This window comes from Desulfonatronum lacustre DSM 10312 (assembly GCF_000519265.1).
Lineage (GTDB): Bacteria > Desulfobacterota > Desulfovibrionia > Desulfovibrionales > Desulfonatronaceae > Desulfonatronum > Desulfonatronum lacustre.
In genome coordinates, this window is the sequence record NZ_KI912608.1 from 3,408,877 (window position 1) to 3,427,155 (window position 18,279).

At 62.3% G+C, this 18,279-nt stretch carries 18 protein-coding genes; 4 read left to right on the plus strand and 14 right to left on the minus strand.

Features of this window, described 5'->3' with window-relative positions:
* Window positions 1–3: 3 nt before the first annotated feature.
* From DESLA_RS0116080 to DESLA_RS0116125, 10 genes are all read right to left on the minus strand, one after another.
* Window positions 4–1,401, minus strand: coding sequence for an aspartate kinase (locus DESLA_RS0116080; RefSeq protein ID WP_028573262.1), 1,398 nt, complete (start codon window positions 1,399–1,401; stop codon window positions 4–6).
* Window positions 1,398–2,474, minus strand: coding sequence for an aminofutalosine synthase MqnE (gene mqnE, locus DESLA_RS0116085; RefSeq protein WP_028573263.1), 1,077 nt, complete (start codon window positions 2,472–2,474; stop codon window positions 1,398–1,400). The genes DESLA_RS0116080 and mqnE overlap by 4 nt, the downstream gene beginning before the upstream one ends.
* A 37-nt stretch (window positions 2,475–2,511) precedes the next feature.
* A complete protein-coding gene (sppA, locus tag DESLA_RS0116090) occupies window positions 2,512–3,345 on the minus strand; it encodes a signal peptide peptidase SppA (protein WP_084032130.1) in 834 nt (277 codons plus the stop codon).
* A gap of 46 nt (window positions 3,346–3,391) precedes the next feature.
* Window positions 3,392–5,134, minus strand: a complete 1,743-nt coding sequence (locus DESLA_RS0116095) for a 30S ribosomal protein S1 (protein WP_035261953.1) — start codon at window positions 5,132–5,134, stop codon at window positions 3,392–3,394.
* Between the two features lie 249 nt (window positions 5,135–5,383).
* Entirely contained in the window at window positions 5,384–7,129 is a 1,746-nt protein-coding gene (cydC, locus tag DESLA_RS0116100) for a thiol reductant ABC exporter subunit CydC (RefSeq protein ID WP_028573266.1), read from the minus strand.
* A complete protein-coding gene (cydD, locus tag DESLA_RS20995; protein WP_169732638.1) occupies window positions 7,129–8,883 on the minus strand; it encodes a thiol reductant ABC exporter subunit CydD in 1,755 nt (584 codons plus the stop codon). Before cydD ends, cydC begins: the two co-directional genes overlap by 1 nt.
* Window positions 8,884–8,951: 68 nt before the next feature.
* Window positions 8,952–9,335, minus strand: coding sequence for a toxin-antitoxin system TumE family protein (locus DESLA_RS0116110; RefSeq protein WP_028573267.1), 384 nt, complete (start codon window positions 9,333–9,335; stop codon window positions 8,952–8,954).
* Window positions 9,325–9,609 (minus strand): hypothetical protein, encoded by a 285-nt coding sequence (locus DESLA_RS0116115; RefSeq protein WP_051434762.1) that lies wholly within the window; start codon window positions 9,607–9,609, stop codon window positions 9,325–9,327. The genes DESLA_RS0116110 and DESLA_RS0116115 overlap by 11 nt, the downstream gene beginning before the upstream one ends.
* 28 nt (window positions 9,610–9,637) lie before the next feature.
* A complete protein-coding gene (locus DESLA_RS0116120; RefSeq protein ID WP_028573269.1) occupies window positions 9,638–11,617 on the minus strand; it encodes a M48 family metallopeptidase in 1,980 nt (659 codons plus the stop codon).
* A gap of 12 nt (window positions 11,618–11,629) precedes the next feature.
* Window positions 11,630–12,220 (minus strand): LemA family protein, encoded by a 591-nt coding sequence (locus tag DESLA_RS0116125; RefSeq protein ID WP_028573270.1) that lies wholly within the window; start codon window positions 12,218–12,220, stop codon window positions 11,630–11,632.
* A 291-nt stretch (window positions 12,221–12,511) separates the two neighbouring features.
* Between DESLA_RS0116125 and DESLA_RS0116130 the strand changes: the two genes are divergently transcribed.
* From DESLA_RS0116130 to DESLA_RS0116145, 4 genes are all read left to right on the plus strand, one after another.
* Window positions 12,512–12,766 (plus strand): type II toxin-antitoxin system Phd/YefM family antitoxin, encoded by a 255-nt coding sequence (locus tag DESLA_RS0116130; RefSeq protein ID WP_028573271.1) that lies wholly within the window; start codon window positions 12,512–12,514, stop codon window positions 12,764–12,766.
* Entirely contained in the window at window positions 12,759–13,019 is a 261-nt protein-coding gene (locus DESLA_RS0116135; protein WP_028573272.1) for a Txe/YoeB family addiction module toxin, read from the plus strand. The genes DESLA_RS0116130 and DESLA_RS0116135 overlap by 8 nt, the downstream gene beginning before the upstream one ends.
* A 129-nt stretch (window positions 13,020–13,148) precedes the next feature.
* Window positions 13,149–13,382, plus strand: a complete 234-nt coding sequence (locus DESLA_RS0116140) for a hypothetical protein (RefSeq protein WP_028573273.1) — start codon at window positions 13,149–13,151, stop codon at window positions 13,380–13,382.
* A complete protein-coding gene (locus DESLA_RS0116145; RefSeq protein WP_211239066.1) occupies window positions 13,382–13,735 on the plus strand; it encodes a type II toxin-antitoxin system PemK/MazF family toxin in 354 nt (117 codons plus the stop codon). Before DESLA_RS0116140 ends, DESLA_RS0116145 begins: the two co-directional genes overlap by 1 nt.
* A 22-nt stretch (window positions 13,736–13,757) precedes the next feature.
* On the opposite strand, the gene DESLA_RS21000 is transcribed toward DESLA_RS0116145, so the two are convergent.
* From DESLA_RS21000 to DESLA_RS0116165, 4 genes are all read right to left on the minus strand, one after another.
* Complete coding sequence (locus DESLA_RS21000) at window positions 13,758–14,669, minus strand: alpha/beta hydrolase (RefSeq protein WP_084032132.1); 912 nt, start codon at window positions 14,667–14,669, stop codon at window positions 13,758–13,760.
* Between the two features lie 10 nt (window positions 14,670–14,679).
* Window positions 14,680–15,549 (minus strand): zinc dependent phospholipase C family protein, encoded by an 870-nt coding sequence (locus tag DESLA_RS0116155; RefSeq protein ID WP_028573275.1) that lies wholly within the window; start codon window positions 15,547–15,549, stop codon window positions 14,680–14,682.
* Between the two features lie 61 nt (window positions 15,550–15,610).
* Window positions 15,611–16,735, minus strand: a complete 1,125-nt coding sequence (locus DESLA_RS21005) for a putative nucleotidyltransferase substrate binding domain-containing protein (RefSeq protein ID WP_051434763.1) — start codon at window positions 16,733–16,735, stop codon at window positions 15,611–15,613.
* Entirely contained in the window at window positions 16,732–18,279 is a 1,548-nt protein-coding gene (locus DESLA_RS0116165; RefSeq protein ID WP_028573276.1) for a sodium:solute symporter family transporter, read from the minus strand. The genes DESLA_RS21005 and DESLA_RS0116165 overlap by 4 nt, the downstream gene beginning before the upstream one ends.

An 18,279-nucleotide genomic window follows, 5' to 3' on the forward strand; every position in this document is an offset into this window, starting at 1 on the left:
GATTCAGGCCTTGCGGGGCAACGCGCAGGCGGGGTTGGCGAAAAAAGCGGTGTGGATGGCCGTGACGGCTTTGTGCAGGTCGGTTTCGCGGACGATGAAGTAGAGGGCGGCCGGGGAAGGGCCGAAGGCGATCATTTCGATGTTTACCTGGCACTGGGCCGCGGCGCTGAAGCAGGCCGCGGCGATGCCGGGCTTGGAGGACAGCCCCTTGCCCACCACGGCGATCAAGGCCTTGTTCGTGTTTTTTTCGAGCTTGCGGTAGGGGCGGGGATGCAATCCGGCCAGGGCCTGGGCTGCCGGTTCCAGGTCCCGGCGGGACAGCAGCAGGCTGATGCAGGTCTGGGAAGTGACCACGGACTTGATGTTCACCCCCCGGGCGGCCACGGCCGCGGCCACCTCGCCCAGGATGCCGCGGCGCTTGCCCACTCCCGAGGCATGGACCTTGAGAATGGCGATGTCCGTGGTGTGGGCCACGCTCTTGATCACTCCGGGAGCGGCCTTGCCCCGGGCCGTGATCCTGCTGCCGATCTTGTCCGGCCGGAGCGTGTTGGTGATGACGATGGACAGGCCTTTTTTGCGTAGGGGCTCCACGGTCCGGGGATGCAGGATTTTCGCCCCGAAGTAGGCCAGCTCCGCGGCCTCGTCGTAGGCCAGCTCCGGGATCAACCTGGCCTGGGGCACGAATTTCGGGTCCGCGCTGAGGAACCCGTCCACATCCTTCCAGATTTCCAGCACCTCGGCCCCGGAAATGGCCGCGAACACGGCCGCTGAATAGTCGCTGCCCCCGCGTCCGAAGGTCGTGGTTTCCCCGTCCGCGTTGACGCCGTAAAATCCGGGAATGATGGTGATCTGCCCGCCGTTGAGGTGGCATGCGAGCCGCTCCTGGAAATTGTTTTCCGACGGAGCCAGAAGGGCCGTGGCGTCTCCGAACTTGCCATCCGTGATCACGCCGATCTCCTCCGGCAGTCGACAGGACGCCTTGCTGCCCCGGGCGTTGAGAATCGCGGCCAGGAGTTGGGCGCAGATCTTTTCGCCGAACCCGCTGATGGCGTCGACCATCCGCGGGGTGACGTCCTTGGTGTAGTGCAGGCCGTAGAACAGCCGTTCCAGGCGGGCCAGGGTTTTGCCCAGCTCGCGGGAATAGACGCGGACGTCCTTGTCGTCGCGGATCAGATGCCGGGCCACCAGCATGTGCTTGTGCTTCAGGCGGTCCATGACCCGGCCCACCGCTTCCTCCTCGGCCACGGCCTGGGGCATGGCCTCCAGGAGCAGGTCCGTCACGCCGCCCAGAGCCGAAACCACGATGAGGTTGCCCCGGCCGCGGGTGACCAGCAGGTCCAGGATGGCGGCGATGGTTTCCTTGCCGTTCAGGCATCCGCCGCCGATTTTGATGACTTTCATGCGGACGGGTCCGGAGGCGTCGGCTCGAAGCGACTGGTGCGCTCCACCGGGGTGAAGCCGGCCTGGGTGATGATTTCCATGATCTGGTCCCGGGTCATGCCCTTGGGGGTCTGGGCTCCGGCGGCGTGACCGATGCGTTCTTCGACGATGGTTCCGTCCAGGTCGTCCGCGCCGTACCACAGGCCCATCTGAGCCGTCTTGATCCCGGTCATCACCCAGTAGGCCTTCAGATGCCGGACATTGTCCAGGACGATGCGGGACACGGCCAGCATCCGCAGGATGTCCAGGCCGTCCGGACCTTTGGCCTGGAGGTCGTTATGCCCGGGCTGGTAGGGCAGGGGGATGAAGCACATGAAGCCGCCGGTGCGGTCCTGCAGGTCGCGCAGGGCAATGAGGTGGTCCAGACGGTCGGCCCAGGTCTCAATGTGGCCGAAAAGCATGGTGGCGTTGGAGCGGATGCCCAGTTCGTGGGCCAGTTGGTGGATTTCCAGCCACTGTTCGCCGGAGACTTTTTCCGGACAGAGCTTGGCGCGCAAAGCCGGGGAAAAGACCTCCGCGCCGCCGCCGGGCAACGCGTCCAGGCCCGCGACCTGGAGGCCTTCCAGGACCTGACGCGGGGAAATGCCGCCGCGCTGAGCCAGAAAGGCCACCTCCACCGCGGTGAAGGCCTTGACCGAGGCCGTGGGGCGGGCCTGTTTCACCGCGCTGACCAAATCCAGGTAATACTGGTAGGGCAGCTCCGGGTTCAGGCCGCCGACAATGTGGATTTCCCGAACCGGCTCGTCGCCTCGGGAGCGGACCCGCTCCGCGGCTTCGTCCACGGTCAGGGTGTAGGCGTCTTCGTCCCCGACCCGGCGGCTGAAGGCGCAGAACCGGCAGGCGTTCTGGCAAATGTTCGTATAGTTGAGGTGTTGGTTGTAGACGAAATAGGCGTTTTGGCCGTGCAGCCCGGAGCGTCGGGCCAAGGCCAGCCGTCCCAGGACATGGATGTCGGCCTCCCGGACCAGGGTCAGGGCCTCGTCCCGGCTGAGCCGGACATTGTCGGCGGCCTTTTCAACGATGTGATCAAGCACGTGGGATTCTCCTTGCTTCGGCGTTTTCCCGGGCCGTTCAACGGAAGACCCACAAAGGACCTTGAACGCGCAGCTCTTCTTCCACCGAGCCGAGAATTTTTTTCCAGAGCGACTGGTCTCGCTTCGGGTCTTCGATGAGGTCGACATACTCGTCGATCTCGGCAATGGACCGCAACAGGTCCAAGGCTTCCTCCTGCCCGCCGAGGGCGTCGATCAGCCCGAGTTCCAGGGCCTGTAAACCGGTCATGATCCGGCCGTCGGCGAGTTTCTCCACTTCCTCCAGAGGCATGTCCCGGCCCTGGGCAATATCCCGGGTGAACTGGCCGTGCATGTCCATGACCACGGCCTGGAGATAGGCCCGTTCCTCGAGAGTCAGTTCCTCAAAAGGCGTTCCGGTGGTTTTGAACACGCCGCTGGACACGGACTCCCGGCGGATGCCCAACTTTTCCATCAGCCCCTGGAGGTTGGTCAGCTCCATTTTCACGCCGATGCTTCCGGTGAGGGTCCCCGGGTTGGCCACGATCTTGTCTGCGGCCACGGCCACGTAATAGCCGCCGGAAGCGGCCACGGCCCCCATGGAGACGACCACCGGTTTGTGCTCTGCCAAACGTTGCAGGCCGCGGTGCAGTTCTTGGGACGGCCCGACCACCCCGCCGGGCGAGTTGACCCGGACCAGGACCCCCAGGACCGTGGGATCCTCGCGCAGTCGGCGAATCCAGTTCAGGGTATCCGTGGGATCCAGAATCATTCCCTCAACGTGAACCACGCCGACCTTGGGGCTGGAAAAGGCCAGGAACGCGCCGGGGTGTTTGTCGGCGTAAGAACGCCAAACGGCCATGGCCCCGGAAACCAGGGCCACGGCCGTGAACATCAACAGTAATCCAAAGAGGAATGGATGACGCTGACTGAAGCTGGGATTAGTCTTCAGATGTTCCTTCCTCGATATTTTGCCGGATCAGGTCGCCCAGGTTGGTGCTGGCGGCCTGGGTGGATGCTCCGACATTGCCGTGGAATTCCCGGCCTTTCTTCAACTCGTCCTCTTCCAGGGCCTTGATGGACAGGCCCAGGCGGCGTTCATCCGCGCTGACGTGGATGACCCTGGCCTGAATGACCTGACCTTCCTGGAACAATTCGCTGGGCTTCTTGATCTTCTTCCGACTGACCTCGGAAACGTGGACCAAGCCTTCAATCCCTTCCTCGACCTCAATGAACAGGCCGAAGTCCGTGATGTTGGTCACGGTGCCGGAAACGGTGGAGCCCACGGGATAGCGCTGGGGCACCAGGGACCACGGATCTTCCGTGAGCTGCTTGACGCCCAGGGTGAATTTCTCGCTGTTCTTGTCCACGGTGAGCACTTTGGCCTGGACCACGTCGCCGACCTTGTACATCTCGCTGGGATGGCGGACTTTCTTGGTCCAGGAAATGTCCGACACGTGGATCAGGCCGTCGATGCCGTCTTCGATGCCCACGAACATGCCGAATTCGGTGATGTTTTTGATGGTGCCCTCAAGCACGGTGCCGTCCGGATATTTCTCGCCGACCACGTCCCAAGGATTGGGCGCGACCTGCTTCATGCCCAGGGAGATGCGCTTCTTTTCCTGGTCCACGCCCAGGACGATCACGTCCACGGCATCGCCGACTCGGACCATCTGGGAGGGATGGCGCAGCTTGCGGGTCCAGGACATTTCGGAGATGTGCACCAAGCCTTCAACGCCCGGCTCCAGCTCCACGAACGCGCCGTAGTCCACCAGATTGGTGACTTTGCCGGTCAAGCGGGTGTCTTCGGGGAATTTGGCCGCGATGTTGGTCCACGGATCCGGGACCAACTGCTTCAGGCCCAGGGAAACTTTCTGGTTCTCCTTATCGAAGTTGAGGACCATCAGTTCCAGGTCGTCGCCGATCTGAACCATTTCCTTGGGATGACGAATGCGCTTCCAGGCCATGTCCGTGATGTGCAGCAGACCGTCCAGGCCGCCGAGATCGACAAACACGCCGTAGTCGGTGATATTCTTGACCTTGCCCTCAATCGTCTGCCCTTCCTCAATGTTCTGGAGCAGGCTCTGACGCATGCTGTCGCGTTCTTCCTCAAGCAGGACGCGGCGGGACACGATGACGTTGCTGCGTCGGCGATTGACCTTCAGGACTCGGAATTCGAAGTCCTGCCCGACCAAGGCGTCCATGTCCGGTACCGGTCGCAGATCCACATGGGAGCCGGGCAAAAAGGCCTCCACGCCGTCCACGTCCACATGATAGCCGCCCTTGATGCGTTTGGTGATCGTCCCCGTGATGACTTCATTGGAATCCAGGACGCCCTCCAGCTTGTCGAACAGCTGCATGCGTTTGGCCTTTTCCCTGGAGAGGAGTATCGAGCCTTCTCCTTCGTTTTTCTTGATCACGTAGACGTCGATCTTGTCGCCCATCTTGATTGTGAGACAGCCGTCCTGGTCCTTGAATTCCGCGGCCGGAATCTGACCCTCGGACTTAAAGTTCACGTCCACCAGGATGTGATCCCCGTCGATTTTGACGACCTCACCTTGAACGATGCTCCCTTCATCGACATCGCCGAAGTCGTCGTTCAAATACTGCTCCAGCTCCGCCTCGAAGTTGAGTTCCATCTCCTGGTCGAACTGATCCTGCGTCTCTTCTGTTGTGTTGGTCATTGTGTTCCCCCTGAACCTTGTCCTACGACAAAAATTTTTTGCTACGCCCTAGCAGAACAATCCAGCGTTGACAACTGTTGCACTTTCGTCGCTCGGGGGGGAAGCATGCAGGGAGTTGGGTTCCGCCTCGGCTTCGCTCAACGTTCCGGCAGACCTTGCTTCTGGAATATCAGGTTTGTAATGCACTGAAACCATTCGGCTAGTCGTCTGTGCTTTAGGCGCCGTGGAGCTCGGGCGCTAGAGACTGGATCAGGGAATGGACCGTGGGTGGCTGGAAAGGGCCACGCTATAAAGATTTCGATCAACAAGAATCAACCGCCCCTGCTCCAGCCGATACACCCGCTCCATGTATTCCAGCCCCGCCGGACGATGGGTGATCAGCAGCACGGAACGGCCCTGCATCAGAGGGAGCAGTTCCGCCCACAACTCGGCCTCGGTCCCGGCGTCCAGCCCTTCGGTGGGCTCGTCCAGGATCAGGATCGGGGCGTCCTTGAGCAGGGCCCGGGCCACGCTCAACCGCCGGGCCTGACCGCCGGACAGCCTGGCCCCCAACTGACCGACCCGGGTGTTCAGCCCCTCTGGCAAGGACGCGGCGAACTCATCCAGCCGGGCCGTGCGCAGTGCCTCCCAAAGCTGGGCCTGCGTGGCTTGGGGACGCCCCAGGCGCAAGTTCTCGGCAATGGTGGCGTTGAACAGGAACACATGCTGGGAGACCACGGCCATCCGGGCCCGGACTTCATCGCCGGATACGCTCCGCAATTCCCGCCCGGCAAGCCGGATCTCGCCGTGGTCGTACTCCCAAAATCTGAGCAGAATCTGCTGCAGGGTGGTCTTGCCGGACCCGGCGGATCCCACGATGCCGACCCGCCCGCCCTGAGGCAGGTCAAGATTCAAGCCGCGCAGCGTCGGTTTATCGCGGTCTGAGGTTCCTCCTGGATAGGTGAACCACAGATCGCGAATCACCAGATCTCCTTCCGACGGCATTTCCCGCGGCTCCAGAGGTTCGGTCACCGGAGCCCTGGCCTCGGTGATCTCCAGGATGCGTCCCGCGGCCATCCGGATTTGGCCCCACATCCGCCACGCTCCGGGCAGGGGCAAAATAGCCTCGAAGCTGACCAGAGCCAGGACGGCCAGCATGGGCAACGTGGCCGGGGACCAATCTTCCGAGCCCACCAGGGAAATGCCTGACAACAACACCAGCCACATGGCCAGCCCGGAGGCCAGCCCCACCATGCCCTGAGCCATGCTCTCCAGCCGGGCCGTCCGGGTTTGCAGCCGGATCAGCCGGTCATTCTCCCGCTGAACCAGTTCCCGGTGCCTGGGTCCGGCTCCGTAGACCAGCAACTCCTCCATGCCCCGCAGGCCGTCCACCACCAGGCAACGCAGCCGGGAGGCCGCCTGCACCTGTTCCGCGCCGTCCGCCGCGCCCCGATACAGACAAAATGCCGGCAGAACGGCCCCGGCCAGCAGCCAGAGTCCGGCCACGCCCAGAGCCAGGCCCGGATCAAAGAAAAAGAAAAAAACGAAAGCGACCCCGGCCACGCACACCGCCGTCCCGGCGGGCAGGAGCAGGCGCAGATAGAAGTTGTCCAGCAGGTCGATGTCCGCCCGCAACCGGCTGAACAAATCCGCGCTGTGCATCCCGCCTCGTCCGTCTTCCTTTTTCAGACCAGCGGGCGCCAGGGGAACCAGACGCTGGAAAAACCGCACCCGCAGATCGGCCAGAAGGCGCAACGTGGCGTCATGGCTGACCAGCCGTTCGAAATAGCGCCCCACGCTGCGAACAATGGCCAGGGTCCGGATGGCGCCGGCAGGCAGGAAATAGTTGAACAACACTCCGCTGACCCCGGCCAGGGCCATGGAGGCCAGAAACCAGGCCGCCAGGGCCAGCAAGGCCATGTTGGCCAGCACCGTGACCACGGAACAGAGCAGACCCAGGAGCAGCCAGGGCCACTTGGCCCGAGCCATGGAGAGCAGGAGTCGAAAAACGCGCATCACCCACCGTCCCGGCATGCTTCTTGTGAACGCGCATCCTTCGGCGACGCGAGTTCCACCACCATGTCCGCGAACTCCCGAACTCTGGAATCATGGGAAGCGACAATCACGGTCCGTTTGCCCGAAAGTCCGCCCAAAAATCCGCCTGAAAGTCCACCTGAAAGTCCACCGGACACTTTGCCCAGTGCGTCCAGCACCATCCCGGCGCCCTGGTCGTCCAGGTGCGCCGTGGGCTCATCCAGAAGCAGCAACGGCGCGGGTTTGGCCAGAGTTCTGGCCAAAACCCGGGTCAGGGCCAAGCGCTGGCGCTGCCCACCGGACAACCCGGCCCCGCCTTCGCCCACCCGGGTTTGCCAGCCCTGGGCCATGGCGGTCAGGTCGCGATCAAGGCCGGTCAGCGCGGCGATCTCGTTCAGGGCCTCCCAGTCCAGCGTGTCCGCCATTCCAGGCTGCCCAGTCGGTTCGAAAGAACCGCCCAGCAGGACGTTCTCCCACAGCGAGGCCGGTGCGATATACGGATTCTGAGGCATCCAGGCCACATGCCGCAGCCAGTGTTCCAGGTCCACGTCCGCCAGATCCGTCCCGTTGGCCAGGATGCGTCCGCCCTCCGGGCGGGCCGTGCCCAGAAGCAACCGCAACAGGGACGTCTTGCCCACGCCGCTGGGCCCGATCAGGGCCACACGGCTTCCGGGCGCAACGCGCAGGGAAAAGCCGCGCAACACCGGTCGGTCCGGTGCATGGCTGAAATCCAGATTCTGAATGTCCAGGTCCACGGAGGACCATACCGGGCAGCGCTCAGATTGGCGGCCAGACACCTGAGGCTGCTCGGCCAGCAGGGCCGTCAACCCCTCGGAAGCGGCCATGGCCGAAAGCCGGGAATGATAATGAACGCCCAGGGTGCGCAGAGGGAGATAGAATTCCGGGGCCAGCAAGAGGATGAAGAACCCGGCCTGGAAAGGCATGGTCCCGGAGAGCAGCTTGAAGCCGATGATCACGGCCACCACGGCCAGACTGACCGTGGAGAAGAACTCCAGGACCAGGGCGGAGAGAAAGGCGATCCGCAGCACGGACAACGTCGATTCCCGGTAATCGTCGGTGATCTCGGCGATGATCCGGGCTTCCCGACGGGTCGCGTTGAACAGCCGCAGCGTGGTCAGGCCTTGCAGGCTGTCCAGAAACCGGGCGCTCAGCAGCGCCAGCCGCCGCCACTGGCGCTGGTTCAGCTTCTCGGCCCGGGAACCGATCAGGAACATGAACAGGGGGATGAACGGCGCGGTGAACAGCAGGATCAGCCCGCTGATCAGGTCCATTGGAAAGACGAAGGCCAGGACGGCCAGGGGAAGCAAAGCAGCCAAAGCGGCCTGCGGCAGATACCGGGCGAAATAGGCCTCCAGCCCTTCGATCCCGTCCACCACGTGATGGGCCAGATCGCCGCTGGAGCGCCCGCGCAGCCGTTCCGGACCCAAAGCCGCCAAGTGGTCCATGACCCGCATCCGGAGCCGGCTCTTGACCCGCATCGCGGCCCGAACCCCGAACTGCTCCCCGCCCCAGACCAGCCCGGCCCGGATCAGCATCAGTATCGGCAGGGCCACCAGCGCTCCGAAGACGTCCTCCAGCCCGGCCGCCTCAAACAGGACCTGATGCACCACCCAGGCCAGCAACCCGGCCTGAACGATCAACAAAACCCCGGCCGCCGCCGCCAAGCCGATCCCCGCCAGCAACAGCCCGCGCACCGAACGTGCATTCGCGCGCAACCAGTCCTTCGGAGCCGGATGGTCGGCCCTTGTGTCTGTTTTGGAAGCGATCACGAGGGGTCAAACGGTCAAACGGAAAGGTTCGATGAAGGATGGACTGGCTGAAGATCGAGGGCGACTTCTCTCAGGACTTCATGCAAGTCAGCCCCTTTGGAAGGCAAGACATCAATTACCCCATCACGAGCAACGTGCTTGTGGTGAGGAAAAGTGGCGACGTCAGGCCAATGTTTCGCGTTGTCCCAGCGGATGATCAAGGCATCACCCTGTGTCTGCCAATGGTAGGCATATTTGAGCATGGCCCCATTGACCACCACCTGACGAATAAAGAGCAAACTGCCGTCTATAAAAACTATCCTCGCCTTCAATCGAAGGTTTGCGCCTTCCCTGTCGAAATGCGTTACTGTCCAGGATGCGACAATCTCCTTGTGCTGTTCGACGATGTCAGCCAACATGACGAATTTCTTCCAACTTGTCTTTCCACCAGGACAGGGCGGTGTGAGCGAATTCCCAATCCATCAAGTCGTCATCCATCTGAAAGTCTTCTTCGTTCAGCATCGACCGAACACGTTCCTTGAAGGCATGGAATGGTTCTGCGTATTTTTCCTCGAACAGCGCACATTCTGCTTCATATCGACTCATTTTAGACAAAGCCAGTAACGTCGCGTGCTCTCTCAAGACATGATCCTCACGCTCTCCGGCTTGCTTCAAAATTTCCACGACAGTCATGGTCTTCTCCGGCAGATGATTAAGGATTTTATGCCCCCGCCACCTGCCCGGGCAACAGCGGCGGCATGGGGCATTCCAGGGCGTCGCTCACGGCCCGCAGTATTTCGGCCTGGGCGATGGAGACTTGGCCGTCGGCCACGATGACCGCGGCGCAGGCCGTGATCAGGTCGCGCTTGGAGGATTCGCGCAGGCGGACCAGCTTGGTCAAAGCCGTGTCCAGGGCCTGGATGCCGCACTGCTCCCGGGTGCGCAGCCCCAGGCCGGGCAGGCGCAGTTCCTTGGCCCCGGCCTCGAAGGCCATGGCCGTGTCTTCGGCCCGGGCTCCCACATGGGCCAGGGCGGAGAGGATCAGCGAGGTCTGATCCACGGCCTGGTGCAGGGCCACGTGACCAAATGCCGAGGGCCGACCCGGCTCGAAGGACGGCTCCAGGTGGCGGAGTACGGCCCGGTGTACGGCCCACTCAAACAGCCCGACCCGTCCATCGGCCTGAATCATCCCGTGCAGCGCGGAACGAAACGCCGGATAGCGATCAAACGGCATCCGGCGCAGGGCCGGGAAGCAGATATCCATCAACGGGAGGCGCAGTTCCCTGGGCAGTTCCAGGCGTGCCAGATTGGCCACCTCCCGGGCCAGGGACGGCCCGAAAATCTTGTCCAGCAACGCGAACTGCGCCCTGGCCACGCTCTGCTCCCGACTGAGCAGCATAGCGAACACCACCCACTGGGCCTGGCCCGTGTCGTGGGCAGCGTCCAGCAATACGGGAGGAATTCGCTCCCGGAGCCCTCGGGCATGAGCCACATGGGCATCATCCAGTCGGCCCACGGAGGCGGTCAGGTCAATTGCTTTGGGCGTGCCTGACTGGACAGCGGGTCGCGACGAAGGACCGGGGCGTTCCTGGTGCTGTTCCTGGTACTGTTTTGGGGTCAGACCGGAAAAACCGAACTCATTGGCGGCAGCGTCTTTCGCGGTTCGCACATGTGGCCGGGGAAAGTCCGATATGACCGGATACGTTCCGTCCCAACCCGGCTCCACCCGCCGGATGCGCTCCTCCAAGGGGGGATGGGTGGCGAACAGGGAGGTCATGAGCACGTTCACGCCCTGGGCGAAAAACATGTGGCTGGCCTGGGCCGCGTTGGCGTGCTCCAGTCGCGACCCCTGGGAAATCGCGCCGATCTTCTTCAGCACCTCGGCCATGGCCCGGGAGTCGCGGGTAAACTGGACCGCCGAGGCGTCGGCCAGGTACTCCCGTTGCCGGGAGACCGCAGCCTTGATCATGCTTCCGAAAAACATCCCCAGGGAGCCCACCAGGATGAAGCCCACGCCCAGCACCAGGGGCAAGGCAGCACCCCGACGATCCCGGGACCGCCCGCCATAGACGGTCATCCGCAGGATCACCCGCCCGGCCAGCCCCAGGATGATCAGCCCGTGGATCACGCTCATCAGCTTGATGTTCATGCGCATGTCCCCGTTCAGGATATGGCTGAACTCGTGCCCGATCACGGCCTGCAACTCCGAACGGGTCAACAGCCGGGCGGCCCCGCTGGTCAGTCCCACCACCGCGTCGCCGGGGTTCTGGCCCGCGGCAAAGGCGTTGATGCCGCTCTCCTGGTCCAGCATGTACACCGGAGGCACGGGCAGACCCGAGGCGATGGCCATTTCCTCCACCACGTTGAGCACCTTGCGCTCATCCGGGTTGGCGCTGTCCGGCATCACCAGCCGCCCGCCCAGCAGTTCGGCCACCGCGGCCCCGCCACGCCGGAGCTGGACCATCTTGAAAATGGTCCCGAACCCGATAATAGCCAGGATGATCGCTCCCAGCATGGCCAACAGGTCGGCCATGCTCTTGAACTCCCTCCAAGCCTGGGTCGCGTTGGGCGCATCGGTCAGCAGCAACAGATAGATCAAGGCATAGACCGTGAACACGATGCCGATGGTGGCCAGAATGAACAGCACCACCAGCACCGCGCTCTTGCGTCGAGCCCGTTCCTGGCTCTCAAAAAAATCCATGATGTACCCAGCCTAGAATTGAACTTTGGGCGCTTCCCGAAACTCCCGACCCTCGAACTCCAGCAACGTAGCCTGCTCGAACCCGAACATCCCGGCAAAGATGGTCTGGGGAAAGGACTCCCGGTAGGTGTTGTAGGTCATCACTCCGTCGTTGAAGGCCTGCCGGGCGAAGGCGACCTTGTTTTCCGTGCTGGTCATCTCTTCGCTGAGCTGCATCATGTTCTGATTGGCCTTCAGGTCCGGATAGCTCTCCACCAGGGCGAAGAGCTTCCCCAGCGCCCCGGACAGCATGCCCTCGGCCCCGGCCAAACCGGCCATGGCCGCGGCCTGCCCCGGATTGGCCGACGCTGCCTGCATGGCGCCGTAGGCTTGGTTCCGGGCCGCGATCACGGCTTCCAGGGTCTCGCGTTCATGGGCCATGTAGGCCTTGGCCGTTTCCACCAGATTGGGAATCAGATCGTAGCGCCGCTTGAGCTGCACGTCGATCTGGGCAAAAGCGTTCTTGTACCGGTTCCTGAGGGCGACCAACTGGTTGTAGATGCGCACCACCAGAAAGCCCAGGGCGACAATCAAGACAAGGGCGACGATCAGTGACGTGGACATGATGGATTCTCCTGTTTGAAGGGCGAAAAGGAAGCGGCAAGCGTAGCCAATCGGCTGCTTCGGCAAACACCTTGTGAAGTTGATGAAAACGACGGGATTGTCAACGGCTGGGATTGACCGCCCCTCGGAGTCTTTCGCCGGGATGCCGATCCGGCCTCTTTCCAGTCATGTCCAGTCGAGCGCTCCCACACCCGACTGGACATACCTCAACGTCACTGTCGGGCAGGGATGAACGTTGACGCGAGCAAAGGCCATGTACTATATCTTGTACATCAACCAGGAGAAAGAACCATGCGCATCGTATCCTTTTCCGAGGCCCGCAACGGATTGAAAGCCGTGCTCGACACCGTGATCAACGACGCGGACTGCACCATTATCAGCCGGCGAGACGCACCTGCCGCCGTGATCATGTCCATGGACTCCTACAACAGTTTGATGGAGACCGTGCATTTGCTGAAATCTCCGGCCAACGTCGACCATTTGCGGGAATCCATCCAGCAGTACAGGGAGGGTCGGCTGGTCGAGAGAGAGACGACCGATGAATAGGCGCCTGGCCTGGACCATCGCGGCCTGGACTGACTATGTGTTTTGGCAAACCCAGGATAAAAAGACGCTCAAAAGGATCAACAAACTCATTGCCGATGCGCAACGCTCTCCATTCGAAGGAATCGGCAAGCCTGAAGCACTCAAGGAAAACCTAGCCGGATTCTGGTCACGGCGGATCGATGAGACGAACCGCCTGGTTTACGCGGTGGACGACACCTCCATCACGATCATTTCCTGCCGGTATCACTACTGAGACGCACCGCAAGGTCAAGCTGCCTATCGAGCAGGTCGTTTACACCGCGAAACTGCTTGACGGCCCAACTTCAGGGGCCTAAAATCGGGCTTGATTTTGGCCTCTCAAGACAACAAAGAAGGAGGAAAAATGCTTCAAGCCAAATTCAGTCTGGACAAGCCGCAACATCGTTTCATCCAGCAATATAGAGACTTGGGATTCAAGGACAAAAGCCAGATGGTCCGGGTTGCCCTGGACCGCCTGAGCAACGACTTGGAGCAGCAGCGACTGCGGGAATCCGCGGCCCTGTATGCCGAGGTCCATGCCCAGGATACGGAAACACCTGAATGGAGCGATGATGTGGTGGCAAAGTGGCCGGAGTGATGCTTTTGAAACGAGGGATGGTCATCGACGTCAACCTTGATCCCGTCAAAGGTTCGGAGACCGGCAAGGTTCGCCCCTGCGTCATTGTCACCAACGATACCTACAACGCCCGCGTCCCGGTGATTCAGGTCACTCCGATCACGGCGTTCACCGAGAAAAAAGGGCGCATCGTCACCAACGTGATCATCGAACCCACGAAACAAAACGGACTGTCCAAGCAATCCGTGGCCGACTGCCTGCAAACCCGTCCCATTGATCATCAATCTCGTTTCGTGGCCGTTCGCGGCGAACTGGCCGCGGAGGTCATGGCCCAGGTCGATCAGGCTTTGCGGCGGGTTTTCAGCCTGGCCTGATCGCGATTTCCGCTCACCTCCCTCACTCCACCTCGTACCGCTCATCCCGTTCATCAGCGTCTGATAGCTCTTCAATATCCAAACCGCCAACCGCGTCACCGTACTTTCTCGAAACCTGCCCTTCCAGAAACGACCGCAACCCCTCCACATACCTCGCCCCGGAAGTCAGAAAACCCGCATTGTGCCCTCCGGAGATTTCCAGGAACATCTTTGGTTCGGGCGCGGCGGCGAAGAGGGCCTGGCCATGGGCGTAGGGGATGATGTCGTCTCCCGGGCTGTGCACCACCAGCACCGGTGAATGGACGTCGCCCAGTCGGCCCAGGGTGTTGTAGCTGTATTTGGCCAGCCAGCGCACCGGAAGGAAGGGATAGAGCCGGGCGGCCATGTCCGGCAGGGAGGTGAAGGTGGATTCCAGGATCAGAGCGCCCGGAGCCTTCTCCCGGCCCATCTGCGCGGCCAGGTACGCGGCCACGGCCCCGCCCAGGGAGCGTCCGAAAAGAATGATCCGCTCGGGCTCGACGCCTTTTTCCTCGACCAGAAAGGCCCAGGCCGCCTGAGCGTCCAGATAGGTGCCGGCCTCGCTGGGTCGTCCCTCACTGCGCCCGAAGCCGCGGTAGTCGAAGATCAGCACGGACAGGCCCAGGTCGCGGAAGATGCGGATGGAGTCCAGGCGATGACCGATGTTTCCGGCGTTGCCGTGGCAAAAAAGCACCACGCCACGGGCGTCCTCGACCGGAACGAACCAGGCGTTGAGGTTCACCCCGTCCGAGGCGGTGAGGGTCAGATCCTCATAGTCCAGGCCATAGATCGCCGGGGTCTGGGTAATCTCGGCCATGGGATGATAGACCAGGGCGTCCTGGCGAACATAGACCCATCCGGCCAGCCCCAGGTAGAGCAGAACCAGGATTACGGCGATGGTCAGGGTTGAATGCATGGCCGACTCACTAGTCGCAGGGTTGGTGGGGAAGGCCGCGTCGGAATTCTGATTCGTTTAGGCGATTCGTCCAGTATCCGGAACAGAGACCGAAAAGCCGCCAGGCCTCCAGTTCGGCCCGTTCAAACAACTTCGACCAGTTCACGGCATGAAAGTCACGCCAGAAACCCTCCCTTCCGTCGTGCCCCGGGTCCGTGAAACCGGGCTCTCGGTCCAGTTGCGCGTAGCACAGATTGAGCAGAACCGAGAGATCCAGCACCGGCGGATGGTGCAGTGCGCGGACCAGGGCGTGGGCGGTACGCCCCTGGACGAGTCGATTGACCAGGAGTTGAACGGACAAGGCCGCGTGGAGGTCGCCGCGTCGCAGGCCGACCTCCGCGGCCAGGCGATGCAGCACCCCTACTCTTTTGGCCGGATAGGGCCAGATAATCCGCGGATAACGGCAGCAGCGGTTGATTTGCTGATCCAGGGCTGTTTCCACCAGCCGGTGCAGGGCGATGCTTTGTCCGGTGGAAGCCTGGCCGGGACGCTTGCCGGACAGGGCGTCCACCACGGGATGCATGACCCTGTCCAGGGCCACGTGGGACAGGTAGCCCAGAATAAAGGCCTTGTCCCGTCCGAGCTCGTCCTGTTGCGCCCAGGCCGCCATGCGGCCAAAGGCCTCGGTCCGGGTCCGCGGATCCGATCCGTGCAGCACACGGGCCATCCGCCGCCCGCGAGAGAGGGGGTGATAGAAAAAGGCATCCGGGATGATCGAGCCTAGGGAGAAGAACAAGGGGTAGGCCTGGACCAAGGCCTCGGCGGATCGAGCGCCCTCGCCTGTTCCAGCCGAGCGCCAAAGCCGTCGGGCGAACCAGAGATGGGTGTTTTCCTTGGGCATGCGATACCTCCGCGGCGCATCGAAATCGCAGGTTCCAATCGCGCGGCTGAGCAATTACGTGTCAGGTCAGCAAATGCAGTCCGTACTTTTTGGACACCAGGGCCTGAAATTCCGTCACGGTGGCGAAGCAGGCCTTGAGCCTCTTCCGCTCCGCCGCGGAAAGCCGATCCGGCATGATGAAATTGTCCGGCTTGTCCCTCTTTTCGATCATTTCGGCCTGATTTCCGGTGCGCAGAACGTGAAAAAAAGCATAGGCCTCCCGCATCCTCGCCCCAAATTCGGCGGATAATGCCCCTGCCTCCAGCAGACCCGTGATTCGTTCCTCGGTGGAGGTCGACAAAACGCCGTGCTCCGCGGCCAAGGTTCGGATTCCCTGGGTCAGGGGAAAAATTCCGCCTTTTTTTACGTCCAGCCCCCCCTTATGTGCCCCGCTCTTCTGAACGACGAAATTGTTGAACAAGCCCAGGGGCGGGCTGAAGCGCACGGCTTCGCGGGCCAGGTAGCGCAAGATCAGAGGACGTTCGGCGATCCGCCGGAGCAAATGCCGCCGGAGCTTCCAGCCCGGTTCCGGGGCTCCGGCCACGGGGCGCATGTCCAGCAGCACGGACATCTTCAGGATGCCCTGCCCATCGATCTCGTCGCTCATGTGGTCCACGGCCCGCTCCCACTCCGCGACGCTCAAACGCCATTGCGCGGCGTTGATCATCACGCCGTGCGGGCAGGGAGGAACGCCCAGTTCCAGAAGCATCCGGACGAATCGATGGGCGAAGACCTCGAAAAAAATCGCCGCCTCGTCCCCCTCTTCATCGTCATAAACCAGGGCGTTGTCCTGGTCCGTGGCCAAATATTGCTCCTTACGCCCCTCGCTGCCCAAGGCCAGCAGACAAAAAGCCGCCGGAGGCGGTCCGGTCCCGGCCAAAACCAGGTCATGCACCCGGATCAGGATCTTGTCGCGCAAATCGGCGATCAGCCGACCAAGGGCAAAGACGTCGTCTCCACCGTCGGAGAAACGGCCAAGGCAGTGGCCAGCGGAACGGGCCGCGAACTCCTGGACCGAGCCGAAGGCCCGGGCCAGGTCCGCAAGGCTTTCGGCCCGGGCGATTTCGCCGGACAGGCTGTCCGGGTCATCGCTCCGAGCCGAGAGCCGTCGTCGTTTTTCGTCGCTGTCTGTGGGTTCGTGGGTCATTCAGCTCCGACGCCCAGATAGTTCCTGATCTTCTGTTCCTCGTACCTGCGCGACGCTTCCGGGTCGGGCCTGAGCTTGGAGCCCAGATATCCGGCCGCGAATGCCGCGGTCATGGAAATGATGGCCGGGTTGCGCAAGGGGAAGATTGCCATGGGATTATCAAGGATGTCCACCCAGACCGTGGGGCTGATGATGATCAGGCCCACGGCCAGCGTGGTGCCCGTGCCGATGCTCAGGGCCGCGCCGAAGGTGGAGAAGTTCCGCCAGAGGATGGACAGCAGCAAGGCCGGAAAATTGGCGCTGGCCGCGATGGCAAAGGCCAGGCCGACCATGAAGGCCACGTTCTGGCCCTTGAAGGCCAGGCCCAGGGCAATGGCCACCACGCCCAAGCCCAGAGTGGCGATCCGCGCCACCTTGACCTCCTCTTCCTCGGAGGATTTCCCGGAGCGGAAGACGCTGACGTACAGATCGTGGGACAGCGTGCTGGCCCCGGACAGGGTCAGCCCGGCCACCACGGCCAGAATGGTGGCGAAGGCCACGGCGGCGATGAAGCCCAGGAAGACGGTTCCGCCGGTGGCCTCGGCCAGCAGCAGCGCGGCCATGTTGCCGCCGGAATCCATGGCGGCGATGACGTCCTGGCCCACGATGACCATGGCTCCGAAGCCGATGGTGAAGGTCAGAATGTAGAAGTAGCCGATCAATCCCGTGGCGTAGAACACGGATTTCCGGGCCTCTTTGGCGTCGGGCACGGTGTAGAAACGCATCAGGATGTGCGGCAAACCCGCCGTACCGAACATCAGGGCGATGCCCAGGGACAGGGCGTCCCAGGGATTGGTCACCAGCCCGCCCGGAGACAGAACCCCGTCGCCGTAGGTCAGGGCCGCCTGCTTAAACATCTCGCCGTAGCTGAACCCAAAATGGAGCAGAATCAGAAAAACCATCAGCGTGGCCCCGCCCAGCAGCAGGACCGCCTTGATGATCTGCACCCAGGTCGTGGCCAGCATGCCCCCGAACAGCACGTACATGATCATGACCATGCCCACGATGACCACGGCCAGCTCATACGGCATCCCGAAAATCAGCATGATCAACGAGCCGGACCCGACCATCTGGGCGATGAGATAGAAGCACACGGTCATCAACGAGCCGATGGACGCGGCGATGCGGATCGGCTTTTGGGACAGCCGATAGGCCACCACGTCCACGAAGGTGTACTTCCCCAGGTTGCGCAGCGGCTCGGCGATCAGGAACATGATGATCGGCCAGCCCACCAGAAACCCGATGGAATAGATCAGGCCGTCGTATCCCCGCAGGGAGACCAGGCCGGCAATGCCCAGAAACGAGGCCGCGCTCATATAATCCCCGGCCAGGGCCAAACCGTTCTGCCAGCCGGTCACGCTTCTGCCCGCGGCGTAGAACTGGGAGGCGGAGCGGCTTTTCTTGGCCGCGTAATAGGTAATGACCAGGGTGGCGCAGATGAAGAAAAGGAAAAAGACGATGGACGTGATGTTGGGCTGGCCGATGGAGGTGACGATCTGGTCCAT